Origin of the sequence: Polaromonas sp. JS666 (assembly GCF_900103405.1) — a bacterium.
Classification (GTDB): Bacteria; Pseudomonadota; Gammaproteobacteria; order Burkholderiales; family Burkholderiaceae_C; genus Polaromonas.
Genome location: NZ_FNHX01000008.1, coordinates 128,937 through 151,696 on the forward strand (window position 1 = coordinate 128,937; position 22,760 = coordinate 151,696).

Annotated in this window: 24 protein-coding genes; 19 read left to right on the forward strand and 5 right to left on the reverse strand. The window is 66.3% G+C overall.

The window, feature by feature from the left end; all coding sequences use genetic code 11:
- Positions 1-229: 229 nt before the first annotated feature.
- The 6 genes from def (at position 230) to pyk (ending at position 5,763) form a co-directional block, all read left to right on the forward strand.
- Positions 230-751, forward strand: a complete 522-nt coding sequence (gene def, locus BLQ85_RS18565) for a peptide deformylase (RefSeq protein ID WP_074579108.1) — start codon at positions 230-232, stop codon at positions 749-751.
- Positions 752-835: 84 nt separating this feature from the next.
- The gene (fmt, locus tag BLQ85_RS18570) at positions 836-1,822 is read left to right on the forward strand and encodes a methionyl-tRNA formyltransferase (protein WP_074579110.1); all 987 of its coding nucleotides are present in this window, start codon (positions 836-838) and stop codon (positions 1,820-1,822) included.
- A 55-nt stretch (positions 1,823-1,877) separates the two neighbouring features.
- Entirely contained in the window at positions 1,878-2,567 is a 690-nt protein-coding gene (locus BLQ85_RS18575) for an AzlC family ABC transporter permease (protein WP_074579112.1), read from the forward strand.
- Positions 2,564-2,899 (forward strand): AzlD domain-containing protein, encoded by a 336-nt coding sequence (locus BLQ85_RS18580; RefSeq protein WP_074579114.1) that lies wholly within the window; start codon positions 2,564-2,566, stop codon positions 2,897-2,899. Before BLQ85_RS18575 ends, BLQ85_RS18580 begins: the two co-directional genes overlap by 4 nt.
- A 120-nt stretch (positions 2,900-3,019) precedes the next feature.
- Positions 3,020-4,213 carry a phosphoglycerate kinase gene (locus BLQ85_RS18585; protein ID WP_074579117.1) on the forward strand — a complete coding sequence of 398 codons (1,194 nt, stop codon included), beginning with the start codon at positions 3,020-3,022 and terminating at the stop codon, positions 4,211-4,213.
- A gap of 116 nt (positions 4,214-4,329) precedes the next feature.
- A complete protein-coding gene (gene pyk / locus BLQ85_RS18590) occupies positions 4,330-5,763 on the forward strand; it encodes a pyruvate kinase (protein ID WP_074579120.1) in 1,434 nt (477 codons plus the stop codon).
- Positions 5,764-5,909: 146 nt separating this feature from the next.
- Here pyk and BLQ85_RS18595 read toward each other — a convergent pair whose 3' ends face one another.
- Positions 5,910-6,653, reverse strand: coding sequence for a phosphatase PAP2 family protein (locus BLQ85_RS18595; RefSeq protein ID WP_074579195.1), 744 nt, complete (start codon positions 6,651-6,653; stop codon positions 5,910-5,912).
- A gap of 129 nt (positions 6,654-6,782) precedes the next feature.
- Here BLQ85_RS18595 and BLQ85_RS18600 point away from each other — a divergent pair, with 129 nt between their 5' ends.
- From BLQ85_RS18600 to BLQ85_RS18620, 5 genes are all read left to right on the forward strand, one after another.
- Positions 6,783-7,478: a response regulator gene (locus BLQ85_RS18600; protein ID WP_074579122.1), complete on the forward strand. Its 696-nt coding sequence runs from the start codon at positions 6,783-6,785 to the stop codon at positions 7,476-7,478.
- Entirely contained in the window at positions 7,475-8,815 is a 1,341-nt protein-coding gene (locus BLQ85_RS18605; RefSeq protein ID WP_074579124.1) for a histidine kinase dimerization/phospho-acceptor domain-containing protein, read from the forward strand. Before BLQ85_RS18600 ends, BLQ85_RS18605 begins: the two co-directional genes overlap by 4 nt.
- A 145-nt stretch (positions 8,816-8,960) precedes the next feature.
- A complete protein-coding gene (fba, locus tag BLQ85_RS18610) occupies positions 8,961-10,025 on the forward strand; it encodes a class II fructose-bisphosphate aldolase (protein WP_074579197.1) in 1,065 nt (354 codons plus the stop codon).
- Between the two features lie 101 nt (positions 10,026-10,126).
- Positions 10,127-11,035 (forward strand): phosphoribosylaminoimidazolesuccinocarboxamide synthase, encoded by a 909-nt coding sequence (locus tag BLQ85_RS18615; protein ID WP_074579126.1) that lies wholly within the window; start codon positions 10,127-10,129, stop codon positions 11,033-11,035.
- Positions 11,036-11,060: 25 nt separating this feature from the next.
- Positions 11,061-11,450 (forward strand): hypothetical protein, encoded by a 390-nt coding sequence (locus BLQ85_RS18620; protein ID WP_074579128.1) that lies wholly within the window; start codon positions 11,061-11,063, stop codon positions 11,448-11,450.
- Positions 11,451-11,457: 7 nt separating this feature from the next.
- On the opposite strand, the gene trxA is transcribed toward BLQ85_RS18620, so the two are convergent.
- Positions 11,458-12,348 carry a thioredoxin gene (gene trxA, locus BLQ85_RS18625; RefSeq protein WP_074579130.1) on the reverse strand — a complete coding sequence of 297 codons (891 nt, stop codon included), beginning with the start codon at positions 12,346-12,348 and terminating at the stop codon, positions 11,458-11,460.
- Positions 12,349-12,528: 180 nt separating this feature from the next.
- On the opposite strand from trxA, the gene purE reads away from it, so the two are divergent.
- From purE to BLQ85_RS18650, 5 genes are all read left to right on the forward strand, one after another.
- On the forward strand, positions 12,529-13,035 hold the full coding sequence (gene purE / locus BLQ85_RS18630; protein ID WP_074579133.1) for a 5-(carboxyamino)imidazole ribonucleotide mutase: 507 nt from the start codon (positions 12,529-12,531) through the stop codon (positions 13,033-13,035).
- Positions 13,032-14,273, forward strand: coding sequence for a 5-(carboxyamino)imidazole ribonucleotide synthase (locus BLQ85_RS18635; protein ID WP_074579135.1), 1,242 nt, complete (start codon positions 13,032-13,034; stop codon positions 14,271-14,273). Before purE ends, BLQ85_RS18635 begins: the two co-directional genes overlap by 4 nt.
- Complete coding sequence (locus BLQ85_RS18640) at positions 14,273-15,271, forward strand: L-threonylcarbamoyladenylate synthase (RefSeq protein WP_074579137.1); 999 nt, start codon at positions 14,273-14,275, stop codon at positions 15,269-15,271. Before BLQ85_RS18635 ends, BLQ85_RS18640 begins: the two co-directional genes overlap by 1 nt.
- Positions 15,272-15,393: 122 nt before the next feature.
- Positions 15,394-16,926, forward strand: coding sequence for a hypothetical protein (locus BLQ85_RS18645; RefSeq protein ID WP_139201055.1), 1,533 nt, complete (start codon positions 15,394-15,396; stop codon positions 16,924-16,926).
- Between the two features lie 49 nt (positions 16,927-16,975).
- On the forward strand, positions 16,976-17,599 hold the full coding sequence (locus BLQ85_RS18650; protein WP_074579142.1) for a LysE family translocator: 624 nt from the start codon (positions 16,976-16,978) through the stop codon (positions 17,597-17,599).
- A 9-nt stretch (positions 17,600-17,608) separates the two neighbouring features.
- Here BLQ85_RS18650 and cutA read toward each other — a convergent pair whose 3' ends face one another.
- On the reverse strand, positions 17,609-17,998 hold the full coding sequence (gene cutA / locus BLQ85_RS18655) for a divalent-cation tolerance protein CutA (RefSeq protein ID WP_074579144.1): 390 nt from the start codon (positions 17,996-17,998) through the stop codon (positions 17,609-17,611).
- Positions 17,999-18,166: 168 nt separating this feature from the next.
- Positions 18,167-19,684, reverse strand: a complete 1,518-nt coding sequence (gene dacB / locus BLQ85_RS18660) for a D-alanyl-D-alanine carboxypeptidase/D-alanyl-D-alanine endopeptidase (RefSeq protein WP_074579146.1) — start codon at positions 19,682-19,684, stop codon at positions 18,167-18,169.
- Between the two features lie 112 nt (positions 19,685-19,796).
- Here dacB and tsaB point away from each other — a divergent pair, with 112 nt between their 5' ends.
- From tsaB to BLQ85_RS18675, 3 genes are read left to right on the forward strand one after another with little or no spacing between them, the layout of a single operon-like run.
- Positions 19,797-20,546 carry a tRNA (adenosine(37)-N6)-threonylcarbamoyltransferase complex dimerization subunit type 1 TsaB gene (gene tsaB / locus BLQ85_RS18665; protein ID WP_074579147.1) on the forward strand — a complete coding sequence of 250 codons (750 nt, stop codon included), beginning with the start codon at positions 19,797-19,799 and terminating at the stop codon, positions 20,544-20,546.
- Entirely contained in the window at positions 20,543-21,022 is a 480-nt protein-coding gene (gene rimI, locus BLQ85_RS18670) for a ribosomal protein S18-alanine N-acetyltransferase (protein WP_074579149.1), read from the forward strand. Before tsaB ends, rimI begins: the two co-directional genes overlap by 4 nt.
- On the forward strand, positions 21,019-21,795 hold the full coding sequence (locus BLQ85_RS18675; RefSeq protein WP_074579152.1) for a uracil-DNA glycosylase family protein: 777 nt from the start codon (positions 21,019-21,021) through the stop codon (positions 21,793-21,795). The genes rimI and BLQ85_RS18675 overlap by 4 nt, the downstream gene beginning before the upstream one ends.
- Position 21,796: 1 nt before the next feature.
- On the opposite strand, the gene BLQ85_RS18680 is transcribed toward BLQ85_RS18675, so the two are convergent.
- Positions 21,797-22,687 carry a DMT family transporter gene (locus BLQ85_RS18680; RefSeq protein ID WP_074579154.1) on the reverse strand — a complete coding sequence of 297 codons (891 nt, stop codon included), beginning with the start codon at positions 22,685-22,687 and terminating at the stop codon, positions 21,797-21,799.
- Positions 22,688-22,760 lie beyond the last annotated feature (73 nt).

Here is a 22,760-nt window from a genome sequence, read left to right on the forward strand (position 1 = left end):
TTTGTAGGCCTTCGGCGCTTTTAGGGGATTGGCACGGCGCGATCCGCAGCGGAATCAGACGGAAAAGGCCGTGTCATATCTTGATAAATTACTAACGATTTTGTACCTAAGCCCTTGATTAAGCAACGAATACGCGATTCTGGGAATATCAGGATGCCGAAAAACCGAGAAAAGTGGCGAAAATAGCGACATCTCCCCCTCGGGCCTTCATTTCCCCTTGCTTTCCCCCATGAGCCAGCTGACCATTCTTCGTTACCCCGATCCCCGCCTGCATACAGTGGCCAAACCTGTGGCCGCCGTCGATGCACGCCTGCGCAAGCTGGCCGATGACATGTTTGAAACCATGTACGAGGCTTCCGGCATAGGCCTGGCCGCCACCCAGGTCAATGTGCACGAGCGCCTGATCGTGATTGACGTGAGCGAAGAGCGCAACCAGCCCATGGTGCTGATCAACCCTGAAATTCTCTGGGCCAGCGAGGAAAAGCGTGTCGGCGACGAAGGCTGCCTGTCCGTGCCCGGCATTTATGACGGCGTGGAGCGCTCGACGTCGATCAAGGTCCAGGCCCTGGACCTGGACGGAAAATCCCAGGTGTATGAGGCCGAGGGCATGCTGGCGGTCTGCATCCAGCATGAAATGGACCACCTGCTGGGCAAGGTGTTTGTCGAATACCTGTCTCCGTTGAAGCGCAACCGCATCAAGACCAAGATGATCAAGCAGAAAAAGGACGAGGAACGCGAGTCCGCTGGCTGAGCGTTCACGGCTGGATTGCGCGATACGCGGGGCTTTGCCGCCGCAACCCCGGGATTTCCCCAGGGGTCTTTAGAATCAGGCGCCATGCGCGTTATATTTGCCGGTACCCCTGAGTTCGCCCGCGTGGCCCTCGAAAGATTGCACGCAGCCGGTTTTGAGATCCCCCTGGTCCTGACCCAGCCCGACCGCCCCGCCGGCCGCGGCATGAAGCTGCAGGCTTCCCCCGTCAAACAATGGGCGGCAAGCAACCACATTCCCGTCGCCCAGCCGCGCAGCCTGCGGCTGGACGGCAAATTCCCCGATGACGCGGCTTCAGCCCGCGAGGCCATCCTGGCCGCCAAAGCGGACGTCATGGTGGTTGCCGCTTATGGGCTGATCCTTCCGCAATGGGTGCTGGACGTGCCCCGGCTGGGCTGCCTGAATATCCACGCTTCGCTGCTGCCGCGCTGGCGCGGCGCGGCGCCGATTCACCGCGCCATCGAGGCCGGCGATGCGGAAACCGGCATCACCATCATGCAAATGGATGCCGGGCTGGACACCGGCGACATGCTGCTGGTGGACAAGCTGCCGATCGCCGCGCAGGACACCACGGCTTCGCTGCATGACAGGCTGGCCGAACTGGGCGGGCGGCTTGTCGTCGAGGCGCTGGAACTGGCGGCCTGCGGCGGCTTGGCCGCCACGCCCCAGCCGGCCGAGGGCGTGACCTATGCCCACAAGATTGAAAAACATGAGGCCATGACGGACTGGACGCAAAGCGCCGCTGTTCTGGAACGCCGAATCCGTGCTTTCAACCCCTTTCCGGGCGCGGCCGGCGTGCTGGTGGGCCAGACCCTGAAGTTCTGGCGCGCCGAAATCCTGGCCGAAGCGGCGCGGCCCGCCAATACCGAGGCCGGCCAAGTGCTGGCCGCCGGCGCGCAAGGCATAGACATCGCCACGGTGGACGGCGTGCTGCGCGTGAGCCGCCTGCAAAAAGCCGGTGGCAAGGCGCTGGATGCGGCCGACTTTTTGCGCGGCTTCGACATCCGGCCCGGCATGGTGTTCAGCCAGGCGCCGGCAGAGCAACAGGAATGAGGATTTTGTGAAGAGATTATTCAATCACCCGGATTTCCGGGCGGGCGTCAACGACATGGCGGCGGTCGCGCCCGGCATCGCGGCCTGGGGCCTGATGACGGGTGTGGCCATGGTCAAGTCGGGCATGAGCCTCGTTGAGGTGCTGCTGATGGCCATCCTCGTATTTGCCGGCAGCTCACAGCTGGCGGCTCTTCCGCTCATCGTCGCCGGTGCCCCGATGTGGGTGATTCTGGCCACCGCGTTCTGCGTCAATCTGCGCTTTATGGTGTTCAGCGCGCATTTGCGGCCTTATGTCATGCACCAGAGCCTCTGGAAGCGCCTGGGCTACGGTTACCTGATGGCCGACCTGAATTACGTGCTGTTCACCAGGCGTTTCCCGCACCCCGGCACGGACCCCGCGATCATTGCCGCGCAGGAAGCCTATTGGATTGGGAACTGCGCGACCGGCTGGGTCAGCTGGGTGGGCGCCAGCCTGCTGGGCATCGTGCTGGCCAACTCCATCCCGCTGTCCTGGGGCCTGGGTTTTGCCGGCATCCTGGCCTTGCTGGGCATCATGTGCTCGCTGGCCACCACCCGTTTGCGCGCGGTGTCGGCCGGCATCGCCGGCGCGGCCGCCGTGGCCACCTTCGCCCTGCCGCTCAAACTGAATATCCTGGTGGCCATCGCCGCCGCGGTGGCCGTCTGCCTGCTGCTGGAAAAACCGGTGGCCAAACCGGCCGCGCCCGCTTCCGGAGACGCCGCATGAACCAGACCGACCTCTGGACCGTGGCCACCATCCTCGGCATGACGGCGATCACCGTCCTCACGCGCAGCTTCTTTTTCCTGTCGGACAAGCCCTGGACTCTGCCGGCCTGGGCCCAGCGCGGCCTGCATTACGCGCCTATCGCCGCGCTGGCGGCCGTCATCATCCCCGAAATGGTGATGAGCCAGGGCCACCTGATCGCCACCTGGAAGGACGCGCGCCTCTTTGCCGTCGCTGCGGGCACGGCCTGGTATTACTGGCGCCACGGCGTGCTGGGCACCATACTGGCCGGCATGGCGGTTTACCTGCCGCTGCATATCTATCTAGGCTGGTAGGGTAGGTAAGCAAACGCAAAGGCGGCTCGCAGTGGGGCTTGCAGGAAAAACGCCCGCCTACAATTGCGGCAGCTCAGGCCGGCACCGGCCTGAAACTCCACTTTCCTTGCGAGCCTTTCCATGAATTTCATCCGTTTTTCCGACCTGTGCGCCAGCGGCAAAGTTGCCGGCAAGCGCGTCTTCATCCGTGCCGACCTCAATGTGCCGCAGGACGATGCCGGCAACATCACCGAAGACACCCGCGTGCGTGCTTCCATTCCCTGCATACAGATGGCGCTGGACGCCGGCGCCGCGGTGATGGTGACCTCCCACCTCGGGCGGCCCGTTGAGGGTGAGTTCAAGCCGGCCGATTCGCTGGCGCCCGTGGCCAAGCGCCTGGGCGAACTCATGAAACGCGAAGTGCCGCTGGCCGCCGGCTGGGTGGACGGCGTGGAGATCCAACCCGGCCAGCTGGTGCTGCTCGAGAACTGCCGCCTCAACAAGGGCGAGAAGAAAAACAGCGAAGAACTCGCGCGCAAGATGGCCGCGCTCTGCGACATCTTTGTGCACGATGCCTTCGGCACCGCGCACCGCGCCGAGGCTTCCACCTACGGCATCGCGCAGTACGCGCCCGTGGCCAGCGCCGGCCCGCTGCTGGCCGCCGAGATGGACGCGATCTCCAAGGCGCTGACGGCGCCGCGCCGGCCGCTGGTCGCCATCGTGGCCGGCAGCAAGGTGTCCACCAAGCTGACCATCCTCAAGTCGCTGGCCGCCAATGTGGACCAGCTCATCGTGGGCGGCGGCATCGCCAACACCTTTATGCTGGCCGCCGGCCTGAAGATCGGCAAAAGCCTGGCCGAAGCCGATCTGCTGGCCGAAGCCAAGGCCGTGATCGAGGCCATGAAGGCGCGCGGCGCCGAAGTGCCGATCCCGACCGACGTGGTCACCGCCAAGACTTTTGCCGCCGATGCACCGGCCACCGTCAAAGCCGCCACCGACGTAGCCGATGACGACCTGATCCTCGACATAGGCCCGCAAACCACGGCGCGGCTGGCCGCGCAGCTCAAGGTCGCCGGCACCATCGTCTGGAACGGCCCGGTCGGCGTGTTCGAGTTCGAGGCCTTCGCCAAGGGCACCGAAGGCATTGCGCGCGCCATCGCCGAAAGCAGCGCCTTCTCCATCGCCGGCGGCGGCGACACGCTGGCCGCGATCGCCAAGTACGGCATCGAAAAGCAGGTCGGTTATATCTCCACCGGCGGCGGCGCTTTCCTCGAAGTGCTGGAAGGCAAGACCTTGCCGGCCTTCGAGATTTTGCAAAAACGCGCCGCGGGCTGAGCGTCTTCTTTTCCTGCCGCACTGGCCCAGGGATGACCCCGGGCGCCGAATTGGTAACGCCTCTGTAACTATTTCCGTGTGAAAATCGGAAACTAAATTACATGGAGACATTCACTATGCCGCGTCGCGCCACCAAGATCGTTGCCACCCTCGGACCCGCCTCCAGCGATCCCGCACTGCTGGAGAAAATGATCCGCGCCGGCGTCAACGTGGTGCGCCTCAATTTCAGCCACGGCACGGCCCAGGACCATGTGGACCGGGCCCAGCTGGTGCGCGAAGCCGCCCAGCGCGCCGGCCGCGAAGTCGCCATCATGGCCGACCTGCAGGGCCCCAAAATACGCGTCGGCAAGTTCGCCGAAGGCAAGGTCCAGCTCGAGCCCGGCGAGAAATTCATCCTCGATGCCTCCCGCACCGAACCCGGCGACCTCAAGGGTGTGGGCCTGGACTACAAGGAACTGCCGCGCGATGTGAAAGCCGGCGACGTGCTGCTGCTCAACGACGGCCTGATCGTGCTCACTGTCGATATGGTGCGCGGCGAGGAAGTCCACACCACCGTCAAGCTGGGCGGCGAGCTGTCCAACAACAAGGGCATCAACAAGCAGGGCGGCGGCCTGACCGCCCCGGCGCTGACCGCCAAGGACATGGAAGACATCAAGACGGCCATGAGTTTCCAGGCCGACTATGTGGCGGTGAGCTTTCCCAAGAACGCCACCGACATGGAAATGGCGCGCCAGCTGTGCAATGTGGCCGCCGCGCCCTATAAACACAAGCCCGGCCTGATCGCCAAGATCGAGCGCGCCGAAGCCATCCCCAAGCTCGAGGAAATCCTGCAGGTCAGCGACGGCATCATGGTGGCCCGCGGCGACCTGGCCGTGGAAGTCGGCAACGCCGCCGTGCCGGCGCTGCAAAAACGCATGATCAAGATGGCGCGCGCCGGCGACAAGGTTGTCATCACCGCCACGCAGATGATGGAGTCCATGATCGTCAACCCGGTGCCCACGCGCGCCGAGGTCAGCGACGTCGCCAATGCGGTGCTGGACGGCACCGACGCGGTGATGCTCAGCGCCGAGACCGCCGCCGGCAAGTACCCGCTGGAGACCGTCGAGGAAATGGCCAAGATCTGCGAGGAAGCCGAGAAGGCCGAATACAAGGAGCTGGAAGGCGATTTCTCCGGCAAGACCTTCAGCCGCATCGACCAGTCCATCGCCATGGGCGCGCTGTTCACCGCCCACCACCTGGGCGCCAAGGCCATCGTCGCGCTGACCGACAGCGGCTCCACCCCTCTGTGGATGAGCCGCCACGACATCCGCGTGCCTATCTACGCGCTCACGCCGCGCCTGGCCACGCAGCGCAAGATGGCGCTGTACCGCAACGTGCGCCCCCTGCTGATGGACACCAGCGCCGACCGCGACACCGCGCTCGAACAGGCCGAAGGCCACCTGCTGCGCCGCAATATCGTGCAAAGCGGCGACGTCTACGCCATCACCTGCGGCGAGCCCATGGGCGCGCCCGGTGGCACCAACATGCTGAAGATCTGCAGAGTAGCCTGAGAATATGGCCCCCACGGTCGCTCACTGCGTGTAGCTCCCTGCCCCCCGAGGGGGCCGCTGCGCCTGCGGCCCGGCAAAGCCGGTTCCGCGGCCCCTGCTGGGTTAAGGGCCCCCACGGTTGTTTATCGCGAGTAGCTCCCACGGGTCTATGGATTCAGTGTTGCGAGGGTAGGCACCTGTGCTTGGTCCGGCGACGGCCTTTGTGAAAGCATCTGGCCGACGATGTTGTCCACCAGCGCCGCCGAGGCCCAGCACAGCCAGGCGGTCCAGAGCGTATGGCTCATATAGTGGGCGCCGCGTACCTGCTGTGCCAGGCCCAGCACCAGACCCGCCGCCAGGGCGCCTGCCAGCCAGCGCCGCGCCGTCCGGGGCAGGGTGTGGCGCAGCGCAAAAAAACCGCCGATAAACGCAAAACCCGCCGAGGCATGGCCGGCCGGAAAGCAGCCGCCGCTGCCGCCGTCGCGCACGCCCCAGGCCCAGTGCGACACATAGGCTACCGTGCCGCCGAACTCGCGCAGTTCCCAGGGGCAGCTCGTGAGGCTGTGCAGCTTGAGGGTGGACACCACCAGCAGCGAAACCAGCGTGGTCAGCGCCAGCTGCACCCGGCGCTCCACGGCCAAGCCCCGCAGGGCGCCGAAAGGCCGCGCCACGGCCGCCAGCAGCGCCAGTTCGACCATCCATGGCAGCCAGCGTATGTCGTCGTGCAGCGTGCCGCGCCAGAACCAGTGGTCTTCATAGGCAAAGCCGGTGGCGGAGCCGAACCAGTGCGCCATCCACAGGTCCAGGCCTGAATGGTCCCAGGCCAGCAGCAGCGCCAGGCCGAGCAGGCTTGCCAGGAACACTCGGGATGAAACAGGGGCGCCGTCGTGAAGGGAGCGGGAAGCGGTCATGGGCATGTCGCGCAAGCGGGTGGGCAGGGGATGCCGCAAGATAGGTTGAGCGTCTTAACTCACCCTTAAGGCCTTGCGGCGGGCGGTGAAACGCCCCCGCCGCGGCCCGCCGCGCCGACAATGGCCCCCATGCGAATCCTGGTGGTTGAAGACGATGCGGGCATCGCCCTGGGCCTGCGGACCAATCTGCAGCAGCGGGGCTATGCGGTCGATGCCTGCGCCAGCCTGGCCTCGGCGTGGTCGGCGCTGTCCGGCGAGCCCTTCGACCTGGTGCTGCTGGACCTGGGCCTGGCGGACGGCGACGGCGGCGACCTGCTGCTGCGGCTGCGTCAGGCCCGCGCCGGCGCGCCGGGGGCGTTGCCCGACCCGCTGACGCCGGTGCTCATCATGACCGCGCGCGACCAGGTCGCGGACCGCATCTCGGGCCTGAACCTGGGCGCTGACGATTACCTGGTCAAGCCCTTTAACCTTGATGAGCTTGAGGCGCGCATGCGCGCCTTGCTGCGGCGCGCGGCGGGCCGGGCCCATCCGCTGCTGGTTCACGGCGATCTGGTGGTGGACCCGGCGGCCCGCACGGTATTGCGCGCGGGTGAGGCCGTCGAGCTGGCGCCGCGCGAATTCGCCCTGCTGCTCCTGCTGCTGGAGTCGCGCGGCCGGGTGCTGTCGCGCCAGCAGCTCGAGGCGCGCCTCTACAACTGGCAGGATGCCGTCGGCAGCAATGCGGTGGAGGTCCACGTTCACCACCTGCGGCGCAAGCTGGGGGAGGGCCTGATCCAGACCCTGCGCGGTGTCGGCTACTTCATACCGCGGGAGGACGGCACATGAAGCCCGCGATGATGCGTGCGCAGGCCTCGCTCACGCGCCGCCTGCTGCTGTGGGTGCTGGCGGCGCTGCTGCTGGTGTGGGCCGGCTTTGTGGCGGTGGGTTACCGAACCGGTATCCATGAGGCGGGCGAGCTGACCGACGGGCACCTGGCCGGCACCGCGGCCCTGATGCTCAACCTGGACCTGCCTCCCTTCGTCGACGCGGCGAGGGAAACCGTGCGTCCCGCCATTCCCACGCTCAAGAGCCATGACTACCAGCCATCCCTGAGCGTGCTGGTGCGCGGCGCCGACGGCCGGCTGCTGGCCCGCTCGGGCGACGCGCCTGTGCCGCCTTTCAATGAACACTCCGGTTTCGCCGACCTCGAACTGGGCACGCCGCCGGCCACCTGGCGCAGCTTTTCACAGTGGGACGGCCTGCATGCGCGGCAGGTCACCGTGCTGGTGCGTGCCGACGAGCGCGACGAGATGGCCGCCGACGTCGCCGGGCAACTGGCGGAGCCGGGCCTGTGGCTGCTGCCTGTGGTGGCGCTCGCGCTGGGCGCGGCCATCTGGCGCGGCTTGCGGCCCTTGCAGGTGCTGTCGCGCGACGTGGCCGAACTTGAAGTGGACAAGGCCGAGCGCCTTGAGGCGCGCCATCCCTACCGCGAGTTCAACTCGGTCGTGCGCTCCATCAACACGCTGGTGGGCCAGCAGCAGGCTTCGCTGGAGCGGGAACGGCAGCTGGCCAGCGAGGTGGCCCATGAATTGCGCACTCCGCTGTCCTCCATCGCGCTGCAGGCGGCCTCGCTGCGCGGCGAGCTTTCGCCCGCCGCGCGCGAGCAGGCGCTGGCGCAGATAGGCGCCGACGCGATGCGCGCCGGGCACGTCATCGCCCAGCTGCTCGCGCTGGCGCGGGCCAGCCGCGCCGACCTGCAGCAGCAGATGCAGCGCCTGGACCTGGGCGCCCTGGCCGGGCGGGTGGTGGCGGGTTACGCGCAGGCTTCCTGGGAAAGCGGGCATACGCTCAGCGTGCAGGGCGAGGAGGGGCTTGAGGTGCTGGCCCATCCGCTGCTGCTGGAACTGGCCCTGCGCAACCTCGTCGACAACGCCTTGCAGCACACGGCCCGGGGCACTTTCGTCTGTGTCCAGTGGGGCCACGATGCCGACGCGGCGTGGCTGCAGGTCTGCGATGACGGCCAGGCCCGTCCCGGCGCCGTGGCGCCTTCCGCCGAAAGGCTGGGCCTAGGCCACAAAATCGTCGGCCGCGTGATGGATGTGCACGGCGGCCGATTTACGCAGCCAGCCGCGCCCGCGCCTTTTACACGCTGTTACCGCATGGTTCTGCCGCTAACTCCCTAAATAAGTGGTCTTTACGCAGCCGGTAGAATGAAGGCCTCGGTTACTTCGCGGTTACGGCCCATGCATGCAGCCCTCGTGCTGCGCGGCCCTCCGCGGGGACCTCGCCTTTTTCGGCAGCGTTTTTAACTTTCTGGGGATTCTGATCATGGCACTCGTTTCGATGCGCGAGCTGCTGGACCATGCGGCAGTCAACGGCTACGGCATTCCGGCTTTTAACGTCAACAACCTCGAGCAGGTGCAAGCCGTCATGGAAGCGGCCAAGGAAACCGGCGCGCCCGTGATCCTGCAGGCCAGCGCCGGCGCGCGCAAATATGCCGGTGAGCCTTTCATCAAGCACCTGATCCAGGCCGCCATCGAGATGTATCCCAACATCCCCCTGGTCATGCACCAGGACCATGGCCAGAACCCTGACGTCTGCCAGGGTGCCATAGACCTTGGTTTTTCTTCGGTGATGATGGACGGCTCGCTCGAAGCCGACGGCAAGACCATCGCCAGCTACGACTACAACGTCGAAGTGACCAAAAAGGTCTCCCAGCTGGCCCACAAATACGGCGTCACCGTGGAAGGCGAGCTCGGCTGCCTGGGTTCGCTGGAGACCATGAAGGGCGACAAGGAAGACGGCCACGGCACCGATGCCACCATGACGCGCGAACAGCTGCTGACCGACCCCGAGCAGGCCGCCGACTTCGTCAAGCGCACACAGATCGACGCGCTGGCCATCGCCATCGGCACCAGCCACGGCGCCTACAAATTCACCCGCAAGCCCACCGGCGACATCCTGGCGATTGACCGCATCAAGGAAATCCACAAGCGCATTCCCAGCACCCACCTGGTGATGCACGGCTCCTCCTCGGTGCCGCAGGAGCTGCTGGCCCTGATCCGCCAGTACGGCGGCAACATGAAGGAAACCTATGGCGTGCCCGTCGAGGAAATCCAGGAAGCCATCAAGCACGGCGTGCGCAAGATCAACATTGACACCGACATCCGCCTGGCCATGACGGCCGCGGTGCGCAAGTTCCTGGCCGAAAACCCCGAAAAATTCGACGCCCGCGAATGGCTCAAGCCCGCCCGTGAAGCCGCCAAGCAGATCTGCAAGCAGCGCTACATCCAGTTCGGTTGCGAAGGCCAGGGCGCCAAGATCAAGGGCGACACCCTGCAGGTCGTGGCCGCCAAATACGCAAAAGGCGAACTGGCCCAAGTGGTGCATTGAAAATTTCGCCGGCCGCCCGCGCGGATTGGCGATAATTCAAAGCCCGTGGCTCTTGCGAGTCGCGGGCTTTTTACGTTGACTCCCTCTCTCACGCCTGCACCATGACCCAAGCACTCCACACTTCCGCCCTGACCTCCCTGCCCCTGCTCGCGCGCGGCAAGGTGCGCGACAACTATGCCGTGGGCAAGGACAGGCTGTTGATGGTGGCCAGCGACAGGCTTAGCGCCTTTGACGTCATCCTTGGCGAGCCGATTCCCGGCAAAGGCGCGCTGCTCACGCAAATGGCGCTGTTCTGGTTCGGCAAGCTGGGCCACATCTGCCCCAACCACCTGACCGGCGAAACGCCCGAAAGCGTGGTCACGCCGGCTGAAGTGCCGCAGGTGGTGAACCGCTCCATGCTGGTCAAGCGCCTCAAGCCGATTCCGGTCGAAGCCGTGGTGCGCGGCTACCTGGCCGGCAGCGGCTGGAAGGAATACCAGGAGAGCCAGGCCGTCTGTGGCGTGCCGCTGCCCGCGGGCCTGAAGAACGCCGGCAAGCTGCCCGAGCCCATCTTCACGCCGGCGGCCAAGGCCGAAGCCGGCGAGCACGATGAAAACATCAGCTACGAACAGGTGGTCAAGGTCGTTGGCCCTGAGCTCGCCGCGCAGATCAAAAAAATCAGCATAGAGATCTACAGCACGGCTGCGGCCTTTGCGCTGACCAAGGGCATCATCATTGCCGACACCAAGTTTGAATTCGGCCTCGACGAAAACGGCACCCTGACCTTGATGGACGAGGTGCTGACGCCCGATTCCTCGCGCTACTGGCCCATAGAAGGCTATGAAGCCGCCTACGCGGCCGGCCAGAACCCTCCCAGCTACGACAAGCAGTTCGTGCGCGACTGGCTGGAGAGCGTGCGCATCAACGGCAAGCCCTGGGACAAGACTCCCCCGGCACCTCCACTGCCGGCCGATGTGGTTGCCAAAACGGCCGCGAAATACCAAGAAGCGTTGACGCGCCTGACCGCCTGAAGCCCAGGCCCAGCCCGGCGCCGCGATGGAATTCCTGCTGGAACTGCTGTTTGAGTTTTTCGGCGAACTGTTTCTGCAGCTTTTTGGCGAGATGTTCGGCGGCGCGTTCAAGGCCGCCTGGTACAAGCTGCGCGGCCGGGACCATGAACTGACGGCGGCGCAGGAAACGGCATGGTCCGTCGTGACCGGCATTGCCGCTGGCATCCTCACCGTGCTGGTCGTGCCCCACCTGGCGATACGGCTGCACTGGCTGCAAATCCTCAACCTGCTGCTGGCGCCCGTGGTGGCGGGCCTGCTGGTCGAGCGGCTGCGCGCCTGGCGCGAATCGCGCCGCGAATTCAGCCTGGAGGTTGCCGGCTATGCCGCTCTATTCGGTTTTGCCTTCGCCCTGACCCGCTGGCTTTTCGGCTCTTGACTGGGGCTCAACTCAGGATGACGCTGCTCAGGCGGCGGCGGTACGTGGCCACAGCAGGGTCCTCGGGCGGAATCTGCCCGTCGGCCACCTTGGGTTTGGGCGCTTCCATGATGTCGAGGATGGCGATATAGGTCTTGCGCGCGAGCTCCTCGTTCCAGGCCTTGTCGCGCATCAGGATTTCCAGCAGCTCGTCGAGCGCTTCGGTCCAGCGCTGCCGCACCATCAGCCCGCGGGCCTTGTCAAAACGCGCTTCAAAGTCACGCTTGTTGGCCGCGATCCTGGCGTCCAGGCCGGCCGCGTCGCCCGCGCCCTGCGTGGCGGCAAAATCCATGGCGTCCATCCAGCGCTTGAGCGAGTCAAAGCGCCGCACCACCGTGGTCTGCGCGATCACCGGCGCAAACGCCACCTTGGCGTCGTCCTCGCGGCCCATCTGCAGCAGCAGCTTCACATAATCAAAGCGCGCGTTGTCGTCGGCCGGGTTGGCGGCCACGGCGTGCTGCAGTTTCTCGAGCACGTCGGCCGGATCCGTGCTTTCTTCCTCGAGCGCCAGCTCGGCTTCCTCGGGCTCGCCGGCCGGCGGCAGGTGCTTGTCCAGGAACTCCTTGACCTTGCCTTCGGGCAAGGCGCCGGCAAAGCCGTCCACCGGCTGGCCGTTCATCATCAGGATGCAGGTCGGGATACTGCGTATGCCGAAGGCCGCCCCCAGCTGCTGCTCCTGGTCGGAGTCGATTTTCACAAGCTTGAAGCGCCCGGCGTATTCGGCCTCGACTTTTTCAAGAATCGGCCCCAGCGACTTGCAGGGGCCGCACCAAGGCGCCCAGAAGTCGATCAGCACGGGGGTGGTCATGGAGGCGGCAACGACTTCCGCTTCGAAATTGGCAATGGTGACGTCTATCATGATTCAGTCGAAAGTGGGGCTGGAATAAGGGGTTTCAACCGCCGCGGCGCGGCTGGCCTGGCCCGGGAGCAGGCCCAAACGATAGCATGCGGGCCCTGTTTGCCGCCGCCCGCGCGTACAGCCCTTAAAATCAGGGGTTACGGGCGAACGGCCTGCAAATCCCAAGACCAGAAGGTCCCAATGACGACGACAAACAATCCGGCCGCCCTGGTGGGCGTGGTGATGGGCTCCAGCAGCGACTGGGAGACCATGCAGCACGCGGTGCAGATCCTCACGCAGTTCGGTGTGGCGCATGAAGCCCGCGTGGTGTCGGCCCATCGCATGCCCGATGAGCTGTTCGCCTATGCCGAAGCCGCCGCGGGCCGCGGCCTGCAGGCCATCATCGCCGGTGCCGGCGGCGCGGCCCACCTGCCCGGCATGCTGGCGGCCAAGACCACCGTGCCGGTGCTGGGCGTGCCGGTGGCCAGCAAGCACCTGCAAGGCGTCGATTCGCTGCACAGCATCGTGCAGATGCCCAAGGGCATTCCCGTCGCCACCTTCGCCATCGGCAACGCCGGCGCGGCCAATGCGGCCCTGTTCGCCGTCGCCATGCTGGCCCTGCACGACAAGGCGCTGGCCGCCAGGCTGCAGGCCTTTCGCGCCGAGCAGACCGCCGCCGCGCATGCCATGACCCTGCCGCCCGCATGAGCCTTCCTTCCGGCCTTCCTGTTTTTCCCGGCACTGTTTCCGCCTCCGGCCAGCCCGCCACGCTGGGCGTGATGGGTGGCGGCCAACTGGGCCGCATGTTTGTGCACGCCGCGCAGCGCCTGGGTTATTTCACCGCGGTGCTGGATCCCGACGCACAAAGCCCGGCCGGCCTGGTCAGCCACCACCACATCCAGACCGGTTACGCCGACGAGCAAGGCCTCAAGCAGCTGGCCGCATTGTGCGCCGCGATCACCACCGAATTTGAAAACGTGCCCGCGGGCGCGCTGCAGGCCCTGGCCGCCAGCCGGCCTGTGGCGCCGGGGGCTGCCGCCGTTGCCATCGCGCAAAACCGCATCGAGGAAAAATCCCACTTCACCGCCAGCGCCGCTGAATCGGGCGCGCTGGCCGGCGTGAGCTGCGCGCCCTATGCGGTCATTGAAATGCAGGCGCAGCTAGCTGCCGTGCCGGCCGAGCTGCTGCCCGGCATCCTCAAAACCGCGCGCATGGGCTACGACGGCAAGGGCCAGGTTCGCGTTAAAAATGCGGCCGAACTCGCCGCCGCCTGGGCGGGCCTGAAGCAGGCGCCCTGCGTGCTCGAAAAAATGCTGCCGCTCAAGGCCGAATGTTCGGTCATCGTGGCGCGCGGCTGGGACGGCCGCATCGTGAGCTTCGCGCCGCAGCGCAATGTGCATGTGGACGGCATCCTGGCCGTGACCCAGGCCTATGAAGGCAATATGCCGGTCGCCCTGGCGCGGCGCGCGCTGGCCGCCACCCACACCATCGCCAACCACGTTGGCTATGTGGGCGTGCTCTGCGTCGAGTTTTTCCTGGTCGACGACGGCAGTGCCGACGGCGCGCTGGTAGTCAACGAGATGGCGCCGCGCCCGCACAACAGCGGCCATTACACGATGGATGCCTGCGACGTTTCGCAGTTCGACCTGCAGGTGCATGCCATGGCCGGCTTGCCGCTGCCGCAGCCGCGCCAGCATTCGCCGGCCGTCATGCTCAACCTGCTCGGCGACGTCTGGCTCGACGCCGACGGCCGAGCGCGCACGCCCGACTGGCAGGCGGTGCTGGCCCTGCCCGGCACGCATTTGCACCTTTATGGCAAAACCGAAGCGCGCGCCGGCCGCAAGATGGGCCACCTCAATATCACCGGTGCCGATATCGCCATGGTCAGGGCCACGGCGCGCCAGGCGGCCGCCATCCTGGGGCTGCCCGGCCTTGAAGACATCTGATGATTCTGTCCGGCACCGATCCACAGGCCATTCTTGAGGCCGCCCGCCGCATCCAGGCCGGCGAACTGGTCGGCTTCCCGACCGAAACGGTGTACGGCCTGGGCGCCGATGCGTCCAGCGACCAAGCCGTCGCCGGCATTTTTTTGGCCAAGGGTCGGCCGTCCGATCATCCGCTCATCGTGCATGTGGCGGACGCCGCGCACGTAGAGGCTTACGCGAGCAGCGTGCCGCCTTTTGCAGCGCGCTTGATGAAAGCTTTCTGGCCCGGGCCGCTCACGGTGATCCTGCCGCGCAAGCCGGGCATCGCCGCAGCCGCTGCCGGCGGCCAGGATTCCATAGGCCTGCGCTGCCCCGCGCACCCGGTGGCGCTGGCCTTCCTGAAGGCCTGCGACACCGGCGTGGCCGGCCCGAGCGCCAACCGCTTCGGCCGCGTCAGCCCCACCACCGCGCAGCATGTGCTCCAGGAGTTCGGCGACGGCCTGCTGGTGCTGGACGGCGGTCCCTGCGATGTCGGCATCGAGTCCAGCATCGTCGACTGCACGCGCGGCCGGCCCGTGCTGCTGCGCCCTGGCGTGCTCACGCGCGCGCAGCTGGAAGCCGCCTGCGGTGAAGCCGTGCTGGGCAAGGATGAATTCGAGCAGCAGACCCTGGGTCTGGTGAGTGTTGCCCCCCGCGCCTCCGGCACGCTGGAGGCGCATTACGCGCCCAACGCCAAGTTGCGCCTGATGGACGCCGGGGCCATACAGACCGCGCTGGACCTGCTGGGCGCCGACGCGGCCCACATCGCGGTTTATGCCCGCAGCATCGTGCGCATCAAATCCGAAAAAGTGCTGTACCGCCGCATGCCCGACGACGCGCCGGCCACCGCGCAGCAGCTGTTCGCCGTGCTGCGCGACTTCGACGCCAAAGGTGTCAAGCTGATCTGGGTGGAACCCCCGCCACCGGATGCCGAGTGGGACGGCGTGCGCGACCGGCTGGGGCGCGCGGCCGCGAGCTGAGGCGCGTCACCGCGCTGCGGTATAAACAAAGTTCCGTCATCGGCGGCGGTTACCGCGCGGGATGAACGCGCCGAAAGCTGATCGGCCAACAACTACATGGGAAGCGCATTTTGGAACACTCCGTGTCACAACACTCCCTGGACAGCGAGTCCGGAAATGCTTCGCACACCACCACTTCGCTAAAACTTTGGCGCATGACGGCCTTGGCGATGATCATCATTGCGGTGGTCTTCATCAGCGTGGTACCTCAGATATCCAACGACTTCTGGCTGCAGGCGAAGGTGGGTGAGATCATCGCCCGGGATCACGCCGTTCCGAAGACCATCCTGTTTCCCTTTACGGAAATACGCGACGCCCGTTTCAACGCGCATGAATGGCTGCCGTCCCTGATGTTCTACTGGCTGATTGCTCTCGTTGGCGAGGATGGGTTGCCCTTTGTCATGGGCGCCGCCGGGGTTGCGCTGTTCAGCCTCATGGCCTGGATGGCCTACCGCCGCAGCAGAAAGAATTTGTCGCTGGCCTTGCTGTTGGGTTTTCTGGCTCTGGGTGTGGAAAACCAGCGTCACTTCCTGCGCCCCGAACTTATTTCGCTATTTCTTCTGGGTTTTTATTGGCTCCTGCTGGACGCCTGCCGACTAAGGCCACGGCCGCTGGCCTGGACGGGAGCCTTGCTGGTGGTGATTCTTTGGGCGAATACCCATGGTTCTTTTATCCTGGCGCCTGTCATCGCGGCCATCTATGCCGTGGGTTTGTGGCTGGACGGGCTTCGTTGGGGGGCCACGGGGGATTGGCGCCCGAAGCAAATTCCCAAGGCATTTGCCGTCTTCTCCGTCGTCGCCCTGGCGGCGTGCCTGGTCAATCCCTCCGGTGTGGAACTCCTGCAGTTTGTCGCGAGCTTTCATGCCGACACGGCCAAAATGGGTATCAATGAATGGATGCCGACTTTTAGCCCGGGTTGGTACGAAGCTCCAGTCGTGTGGATGGGGCTTGGCTGTGCCGCCGTCACCGCAACCGTGATGCTGGCTCAATGGCGCAGGCTCAGTGCCGTGGAGGCACTGATGTTTCTGATGTTCCTGGTCCTGGCGCTGAAAACCGTCCGGTTTCTCGTTTACCAGGGCATGGTCGCGGCATTTGTCATTTCGACGCTCGTGACGGCAAAGCCGCAGGGTGCAAAGATCCATATCCGGGTGTATGCGATCTGTACCTTCGCGGCTGCCGTGGTTCTGGGATTGGCTTTGCAATTCGGCAACGCTTACGGTGTCTACCCGCATGTGGCGCTGGGAGTCAGTTCGAGCTTCACCACTTTCATGAAGAACAAATTGAGCGCCCCCGATTTACAGGGCAATGTGATCACTTCCTATGAACTGGGAGCGGAACTGGTCTACCGGGCATATCCACGGCTTCGTCCTTCCATCGATTCACGGATTGACTCCTACGGAGGGGCCTACACATGGCTTAACGGGCGCCTTTTCCTGGACGACGCAGTGCTCACGGAGTACGTAAAAGATTACGACGTGCGGTATATGTTGCTGAATCATGAGAATTTCCGGTCCCTTGAAAAACTGCCAAGCTGGACCAGCGGGCGCTGGACCATACGGGCCATGGACCAGCGGGCTGTCTTGCTGCAAAGAAGCGACCTGCCTCCCGCGCCTTGACCTGGCAAGAGACGGGGCGCGTTTCCACGCCACCACCACGGGACAACTCATGCTCTCCATCCTTCTCACCATCTGGTTTCTCCACGTCGCGGCCATGATGAGCCCCGGCGCCAATGTCTTGCTGGTGTCGCAATTGGCGGCCAGCGACCGCGCGCGCAGCGCTGTGTTCGCGGCGCTGGGGGTGACGGTCGGGGCTGCCATCTGGGCGCTCTGCGCGGTGCTGGGTGTCAATGCAATCTTTCAAGTCTTTCCAGGGCTGCGCCTGGCGCTTCAGGTGGCTGGCGGCCTGTACCTGCTTTATGTGGCGAGCCGGCTCTGGCGTTCCGGCGGCGTGGCGCTGGGCAATGCCGGCCCCACGGTGTCTTCGCCGGCGGCTTTCCGGCTTGGCTTTCTGACCAATATCACCAACCCCAAGTCGGCGCTGTTTTTCGGCAGCGTGTTCGCGGCCTCTTTTCCGGCGGCGCCCGGCATGGGCCTGCAGGCCGCGGCGGTGGCCATGATTGTCACCAATGCCCTGTGCTGGCATATGCTGCTGGCCTATTTGTTTTCGCGCGGGCGCGTGCGGCAGGCCTATTCCCGCTCGCGCGGCATCGCCAATCGAGTGGCCGCGGCAGCCGTGGGCGCGCTGGGCCTGGGTCTGCTGGCGGCAACGCTGCGCGAAGCGCGATCGTAGAAACCGTTCTCAGGGCAGCGCGAACTGCCCCTCAGGCTCCGGCTCGTCCGGCCCGCCTTGCGTTTCCTCGTCGAGCCACTGCAAATAGGCCGCTGAGCCCGCGGTGATCGGTATCTGCACAATCTCCGGCGTCTCGTAGCTATGGTGCGCGCTGATGAAGCGTTCCAGCGCTTCGTAGCGCGCCCTCGGCGTTTTGACCGCCAGGCGAAATTCGCTGTCGTTGCACAGCCTGCCCTGCCAGCGGTAAAGGCTCTGGATGGGCTGTATCTGCACGCAGGCGCCCAATCGGGCCTCGACAATGCCTTGGGCCAGGCTTTGCGCTTCCTGCGCCGTGGCCGTCGTGGTCAACACGAGGCAGTACACCTTGTTACTGCTGGGGGAGTGACTGGCTGTTTGCATGATGAGGCTCCGTTTCAGCCTGCTGCACCGGACAGGCGGCTGCCCAAATTTCAGGCATTGTGGCGCAAGCCGCGCCGGATGGGGGTTTGGCCCTCCAGCCCCGGGGTCATCAACAGCTTTGTCCACACCCCTCAGGGATAACTTGCCTGCCCCGGGACAGGAAATTCCCTAGCGGGCCGCTTCTTTCACGGTCCATTCCAGCAGCGCGTCCAGCGCCGGCCGCGCGGCGCCGGCGTTCGGGTGGTTGATGAGCCCCACCACGATATACCGCGTGCCGCTGTGGCCGTTGGCGTAGCCCGCGATCGCGCTCACGTCGCGCAGCGAACCGGTCTTCAGGAAGGCCAGCCCCGCCACGCTTTTGCCGCGCTCGCGCAGCGTGCCGTCCACACCCGCCACGGGCAGCGAATCGGCAAAGTCCGCGGCCAGCGGGCTCCTGGCGGCATGCAGCAGCAGGGCTGACAGGGCCGCCGCCGTCACGCGCTCCTGGCGGCTCAGGCCCGATCCGTTGTCCATCAAGGGCGGCGCCGTGCCCGGCAGGTTTTTTTTCCACCAGGCGGCCAGCGCGGCGTGGGCCGATTCGAGCGTGCCACTTTTGGGCTGGCCCAGGCCGGCGTGCAGGCCCAGCGTCAAAAAGACGTGTTGGGCCATCACGTTGTTCGAGTATTTGTTGATGTCGCGCACCACTTCCAGCAACGGCGGCGAGGCGTGCTCAAACCGTATCGAGGCTTTTTCGCCCGAGAGCGTGCCGGTGCTGCGCAGCATGGCCAGTTCCTGCGGCGTGGCGTCGCGCGCGGTGCCGGTCAGCAGGCCGCCCAGCTGCCGCCACGAGCCCTCGACGGCGCGCGCGGCAAAGCTGGCCGGGTCGGCATAGGCGCTGGGCCAGACTTTTTCGCCGCAGGCCGATGAATAGGTGCCGAGGAATTCGATGTTGAGCGGGTTCTCGACGCTGGCGCGCAGCTCGCTGCGCCAGTCGCCGCAGCGCGCCACGCGCACCATGGGCACGCTGGCGCCCACCTGCACGCCCGCCAGCGGTGGCTCGTAGCGCACCAGCGCACGGCCGCTGGGCAGGTCCGGCGTGAACGTCATCACGATGGACTTGAAGTTGATGAGCAGCGCGTCGGGCCGCGCGTTGTAGGGCCGTAGCGGCTCGCCGTCGAACTCTCCAGGGTCGGTGGGGGGCACGCTGAAGGCGCTGCGGTCCAGCACGATGTCGCCGCGAACCACCCGCGCGCCGCCGGCCTGCACCTGGGCCAGCAGGGCCTGCAGGCGCTCCACCACGAGTTTGGGGTCTCCCCCGCCCTGCACCACCAGATTGCCACTCAGCAAGCCGCCCGAGGTGCTGCCGTCCAGTATCACCCGGGTCTTCCAGGTGAAGTCGCGCCCCAGCGCGTCGAGCGCCGAGTAGGTGGTCACCAGCTTCATGACCGAGGCCGGGTTCATCGGCGTGTCTATGCGCCAGCTCAGGCGCGGCACCGGCTTGCCGCTGGCTGCCTCGACCACCAGCATGGACACCGCGTCGCGCGGCACCTTGGCGCGCGCCAGGGCTTTTTCAATCGGGGCGGGCAGGCGCGGGGCTTGCGCCAGGGCGGTATGGGGAATGCAGGGCAGGGCGGCGATCAGCGCGGCGGCCAGCAGGCCCCGCGCGACGGCATGCGGCGCGCGCGGGCGTGGCGGGTCATGGGTCATGCGGGGATTATCGCGGCGGCGCACCGGCCATTGGCGGGGATAATCGGGTGCAGATACCCGCCGGCCCCTTTTATTCGGACGCTGCCGGCCCCCGATACACCCGCCCGACCGCATGCCCCCATTCCTCAAATTCCTCGCCTTTGACACCAGCACCGACCGCATGTCGGTGGCCGTGACCGACGGCGCGCGGACCTGGCAGCACAGCGGCCCCGGCGGCGCGCAGGCCTCCACCACGCTGATCCCGGCCGTCCTGGCGCTGCTGGCCGAGGCCGGGCTGGCGCTGGGTGAGCTGGACGCCATCGCCTTCGGGCGCGGCCCGGGCTCGTTTACCGGCCTGCGCACCGCCTGCGCCGTGGCCCAGGGCCTGGCCTTTGGTGCAAGGGACGGCGCCGGCATGCCGGTACTGCCCATAGACACGCTGATGGCCGTGGCCGAGGAGGCGCGCTCGCAGCAAGCCGGTGCCAAGTCGTCCACCATCACGGCGCTGCTCGACGCGCGCATGGACGAGATGTATGTGCAAAGCTTTGAGTTCAGCGATGGCCAGTGCCGCGCGCTGGGCGAATGCGAGCTGCTGCGGCCCGAGGACTTTGTGCCCGATGCGGCGGCCGGGCTGCTGGCCGGCAATGTGTTTGCCGTCTACGCCGGGCGCCTGCCGGCCGCCATGCCGGCGCAGGCCGAGGCCCTGCCCACGGCCACCGCCTTGCTGCGCCTGGCGCCCATGCTGGCCGCCGCCGGACACTGTGTGAGTGCCGAGCTTGCCCTGCCGCTTTACGTTCGCGATAAAGTAGCGCTCACCACCGAGGAGCGCGAGCAGGCCAAGGCCGCCAAGCTCCTCGCTGAGGTGCCGCCCCTTTCACCATGAACGCCATCCTCAAGCCCCTGGAAGCCCAGTTCGAAGCCATGACGCCCGCATGGCTGGACGCGGTGCTGCGGGTGGAGCAAAGCGCCTACAGCCAGCCCTGGACCAAGGGCAACTTCCTCGATTCGCTCAACGCCGGCTACCAGGCGCAGCTGCTGACCGCCGGCAACGCCCCTGATACCCAACTGCTGGGCTACTTCGTGGCCATGAAGGGCGTGGACGAGGTGCATTTGCTCAACATCACCGTGGCACCCGAACACCAGCGCCAGGGCTGGGCCCGCATCATGCTCGACGGGCTGGCCATCTGGTCGCGCGCCCAGGGCGCGCAGTGGCTGTGGCTGGAAGTGCGCGTGAGCAATGCGCGCGCCAAGGCGGTGTACGAGAGCTACGGCTTTCGCCATGTCGGCACGCGCCGCAACTACTACCCGGCCGGCGCCTCCGCGCGCGAAGATGCCGTGGTCATGAGCCTGGCCCTATGAGCCTGGACCTCGACAAACGGCACCGCGCCATGCTGCGCGAGATGGGTGTGCGCGTGTGGCTGCCGCAGGCGGCGCCAGCGGCCGAAGCGGTGATGGACGTGGCTGCTGCCCGCGCCGGCGCAGCGGCAAGCCCCGCGGCTGCCCTGCCAGAAGCCACGCCGGCGGCGGCCCCGGTGGCGCGCGAAGCGCCGCCGCCGCTGCGCACCCCACCCCCTCGCGCACCGCTGGCCGCGCCGCCTGTCGAAGCGCGTGAAGCCGCCGCACCCAATATCTCAGGCGCCTGGAGCATGGGCGCGGCCCAGGCTTTGTATGCCGAGGCCGCCCATGACCAGGGCGCGCGCTGGCTGGTATTGGCCGAAACGCCGGCGGCCGCGCTGCAGCGCGAGCCCTTCAGTCCTTTCGAGGGCGATGCCGGCAAGCTGCTCGACAACATGCTGCGCGCCGCCCGCTTGCACAAGGCCGGCGTGGTGCTGCTCGCGCCGCTGGTGCGCGGCGCGGCGGCCGGTGTGGGCGCCGCCCTGCCCGAGGCGCTGCCGGCCCTGATGGCCAGCGCGCAGCCCGACGTCGTGCTGGTCATGGGCCGGCTGGCCGCGCAGGCCTTGCTGCAATCGAGTGAGCCCTTCGGCAAACTGCGCGGCCAGGTACACGCCCTGCACGGAGCCCAGGCGGTGGTGACTTATGACGCCACCTATTTGCTGCGCAACCCCTCCGACAAAGCCAAAGCCTGGGACGACCTGTGCCTGGCCATGAGCCGGGTGGCTACACCAGTCTGATTCAGGTTTTAGCAGTGGTGTCCCGGCTGGGCGCCAGCACCGAGGCGATCGCCGCCACCATCAGCAGCACCGCGGCCCAGTCCTGCCAGTGCAGCACCTCGCCCAGGCCCAGCGCGCCTGAAAACACCCCCAGGATGGGAATCATCATCACGCTCAGCGTCGAGGCCACGGGCGGCAGCGCGCGCGCCAGCGTGAACCAGGCCGCGTGGGCAAAACCGAAGATCAGCACCGCGTTGTAGACAATCGCCGCCCAGGCCGTGGGCGAGGGCGCTTTCCACTGCGGCAGCTCGAACGCCATGCCCAGCCCGCTCATCACCACGGCCGTCATGACCGTCATCCAGAATGAGATCGTTAAGGTTGCGGCCTCAATCGTGGTCTTGCGCAGCAGCTGCGTGCCCAGCGCCCACGTGGCCGCCGCCACCAGCGCGCACAGCACGCCGAGCGGCCGGCCCGTCAGGTTGGTCAGCTCATACCAGAGCAGCAGGGCCACGCCCAGCGCCGCGGCGGCCACGCCCAGCCAGTTGCGCGGTTTGAGCCTCGCGCCGAAAAACCAGGCGCCCAGCAGCGCCGAGAAAATTGGCATGGTGTAGCCCAGGATGGCGGCGCGGCCGCTGCTCAGGTTTTTCACCGCCAGGATGATGAGCGCATGCCAGACAAACATGTTCGCCGCCGCCAGCCAGAACAATTCGCGCCATTTGTCGCGCGGCACAAAAAACGGCACCTTGAGCAGCACCATGGCCAGGCCCAGCACTGGAATGCCCAGCCAGATCGAGATCGCGCGAAAGGTCAGCGGCGGGTAGTCCGCGATGCCCAGCTTCATCACCGGCCAGTTCAGGCCCCAGACCAGGGTGAGCAGGACCAGGAGGACGAGTTGGCGCTGGGAGAGTTGCATGCAGAGGGTGGGCGATGGTTTGCGCGATTGTCCCGGTTTGGGGCAAAACATGCTGAAGAGCCACCTTCTTACA

What these genes read in the sequence shown, in the direction of transcription:
- BLQ85_RS18635 (WP_074579135.1), top strand. Translation starts at nt 13,032, where the DNA reads ATGAGCCTTCCTTCCGGCCTTCCTGTTTTTCCCGGCACTGTTTCCGCC.
- BLQ85_RS18620 (WP_074579128.1), top strand. Translation starts at nt 11,061, where the DNA reads ATGGAATTCCTGCTGGAACTGCTGTTTGAGTTTTTCGGCGAACTGTTT.
- BLQ85_RS18675 (WP_074579152.1), top strand. Translation starts at nt 21,019, where the DNA reads ATGAGCCTGGACCTCGACAAACGGCACCGCGCCATGCTGCGCGAGATG.
- BLQ85_RS18585 (WP_074579117.1), top strand. Translation starts at nt 3,020, where the DNA reads ATGAATTTCATCCGTTTTTCCGACCTGTGCGCCAGCGGCAAAGTTGCC.
- pyk (WP_074579120.1), top strand. Translation starts at nt 4,330, where the DNA reads ATGCCGCGTCGCGCCACCAAGATCGTTGCCACCCTCGGACCCGCCTCC.
- fmt (WP_074579110.1), top strand. Translation starts at nt 836, where the DNA reads ATGCGCGTTATATTTGCCGGTACCCCTGAGTTCGCCCGCGTGGCCCTC.
- BLQ85_RS18615 (WP_074579126.1), top strand. Translation starts at nt 10,127, where the DNA reads ATGACCCAAGCACTCCACACTTCCGCCCTGACCTCCCTGCCCCTGCTC.
- BLQ85_RS18650 (WP_074579142.1), top strand. Translation starts at nt 16,976, where the DNA reads ATGCTCTCCATCCTTCTCACCATCTGGTTTCTCCACGTCGCGGCCATG.
- trxA (WP_074579130.1), bottom strand. Translation starts at nt 12,348, where the DNA reads ATGATAGACGTCACCATTGCCAATTTCGAAGCGGAAGTCGTTGCCGCC.
- BLQ85_RS18680 (WP_074579154.1), bottom strand. Translation starts at nt 22,687, where the DNA reads ATGCAACTCTCCCAGCGCCAACTCGTCCTCCTGGTCCTGCTCACCCTG.
- tsaB (WP_074579147.1), top strand. Translation starts at nt 19,797, where the DNA reads ATGCCCCCATTCCTCAAATTCCTCGCCTTTGACACCAGCACCGACCGC.
- BLQ85_RS18580 (WP_074579114.1), top strand. Translation starts at nt 2,564, where the DNA reads ATGAACCAGACCGACCTCTGGACCGTGGCCACCATCCTCGGCATGACG.
- BLQ85_RS18640 (WP_074579137.1), top strand. Translation starts at nt 14,273, where the DNA reads ATGATTCTGTCCGGCACCGATCCACAGGCCATTCTTGAGGCCGCCCGC.
- BLQ85_RS18595 (WP_074579195.1), bottom strand. Translation starts at nt 6,653, where the DNA reads ATGACCGCTTCCCGCTCCCTTCACGACGGCGCCCCTGTTTCATCCCGA.
- BLQ85_RS18605 (WP_074579124.1), top strand. Translation starts at nt 7,475, where the DNA reads ATGAAGCCCGCGATGATGCGTGCGCAGGCCTCGCTCACGCGCCGCCTG.
- BLQ85_RS18600 (WP_074579122.1), top strand. Translation starts at nt 6,783, where the DNA reads ATGCGAATCCTGGTGGTTGAAGACGATGCGGGCATCGCCCTGGGCCTG.
- rimI (WP_074579149.1), top strand. Translation starts at nt 20,543, where the DNA reads ATGAACGCCATCCTCAAGCCCCTGGAAGCCCAGTTCGAAGCCATGACG.
- cutA (WP_074579144.1), bottom strand. Translation starts at nt 17,998, where the DNA reads ATGCAAACAGCCAGTCACTCCCCCAGCAGTAACAAGGTGTACTGCCTC.
- BLQ85_RS18575 (WP_074579112.1), top strand. Translation starts at nt 1,878, where the DNA reads ATGGCGGCGGTCGCGCCCGGCATCGCGGCCTGGGGCCTGATGACGGGT.
- purE (WP_074579133.1), top strand. Translation starts at nt 12,529, where the DNA reads ATGACGACGACAAACAATCCGGCCGCCCTGGTGGGCGTGGTGATGGGC.
- fba (WP_074579197.1), top strand. Translation starts at nt 8,961, where the DNA reads ATGGCACTCGTTTCGATGCGCGAGCTGCTGGACCATGCGGCAGTCAAC.
- def (WP_074579108.1), top strand. Translation starts at nt 230, where the DNA reads ATGAGCCAGCTGACCATTCTTCGTTACCCCGATCCCCGCCTGCATACA.
- dacB (WP_074579146.1), bottom strand. Translation starts at nt 19,684, where the DNA reads ATGACCCATGACCCGCCACGCCCGCGCGCGCCGCATGCCGTCGCGCGG.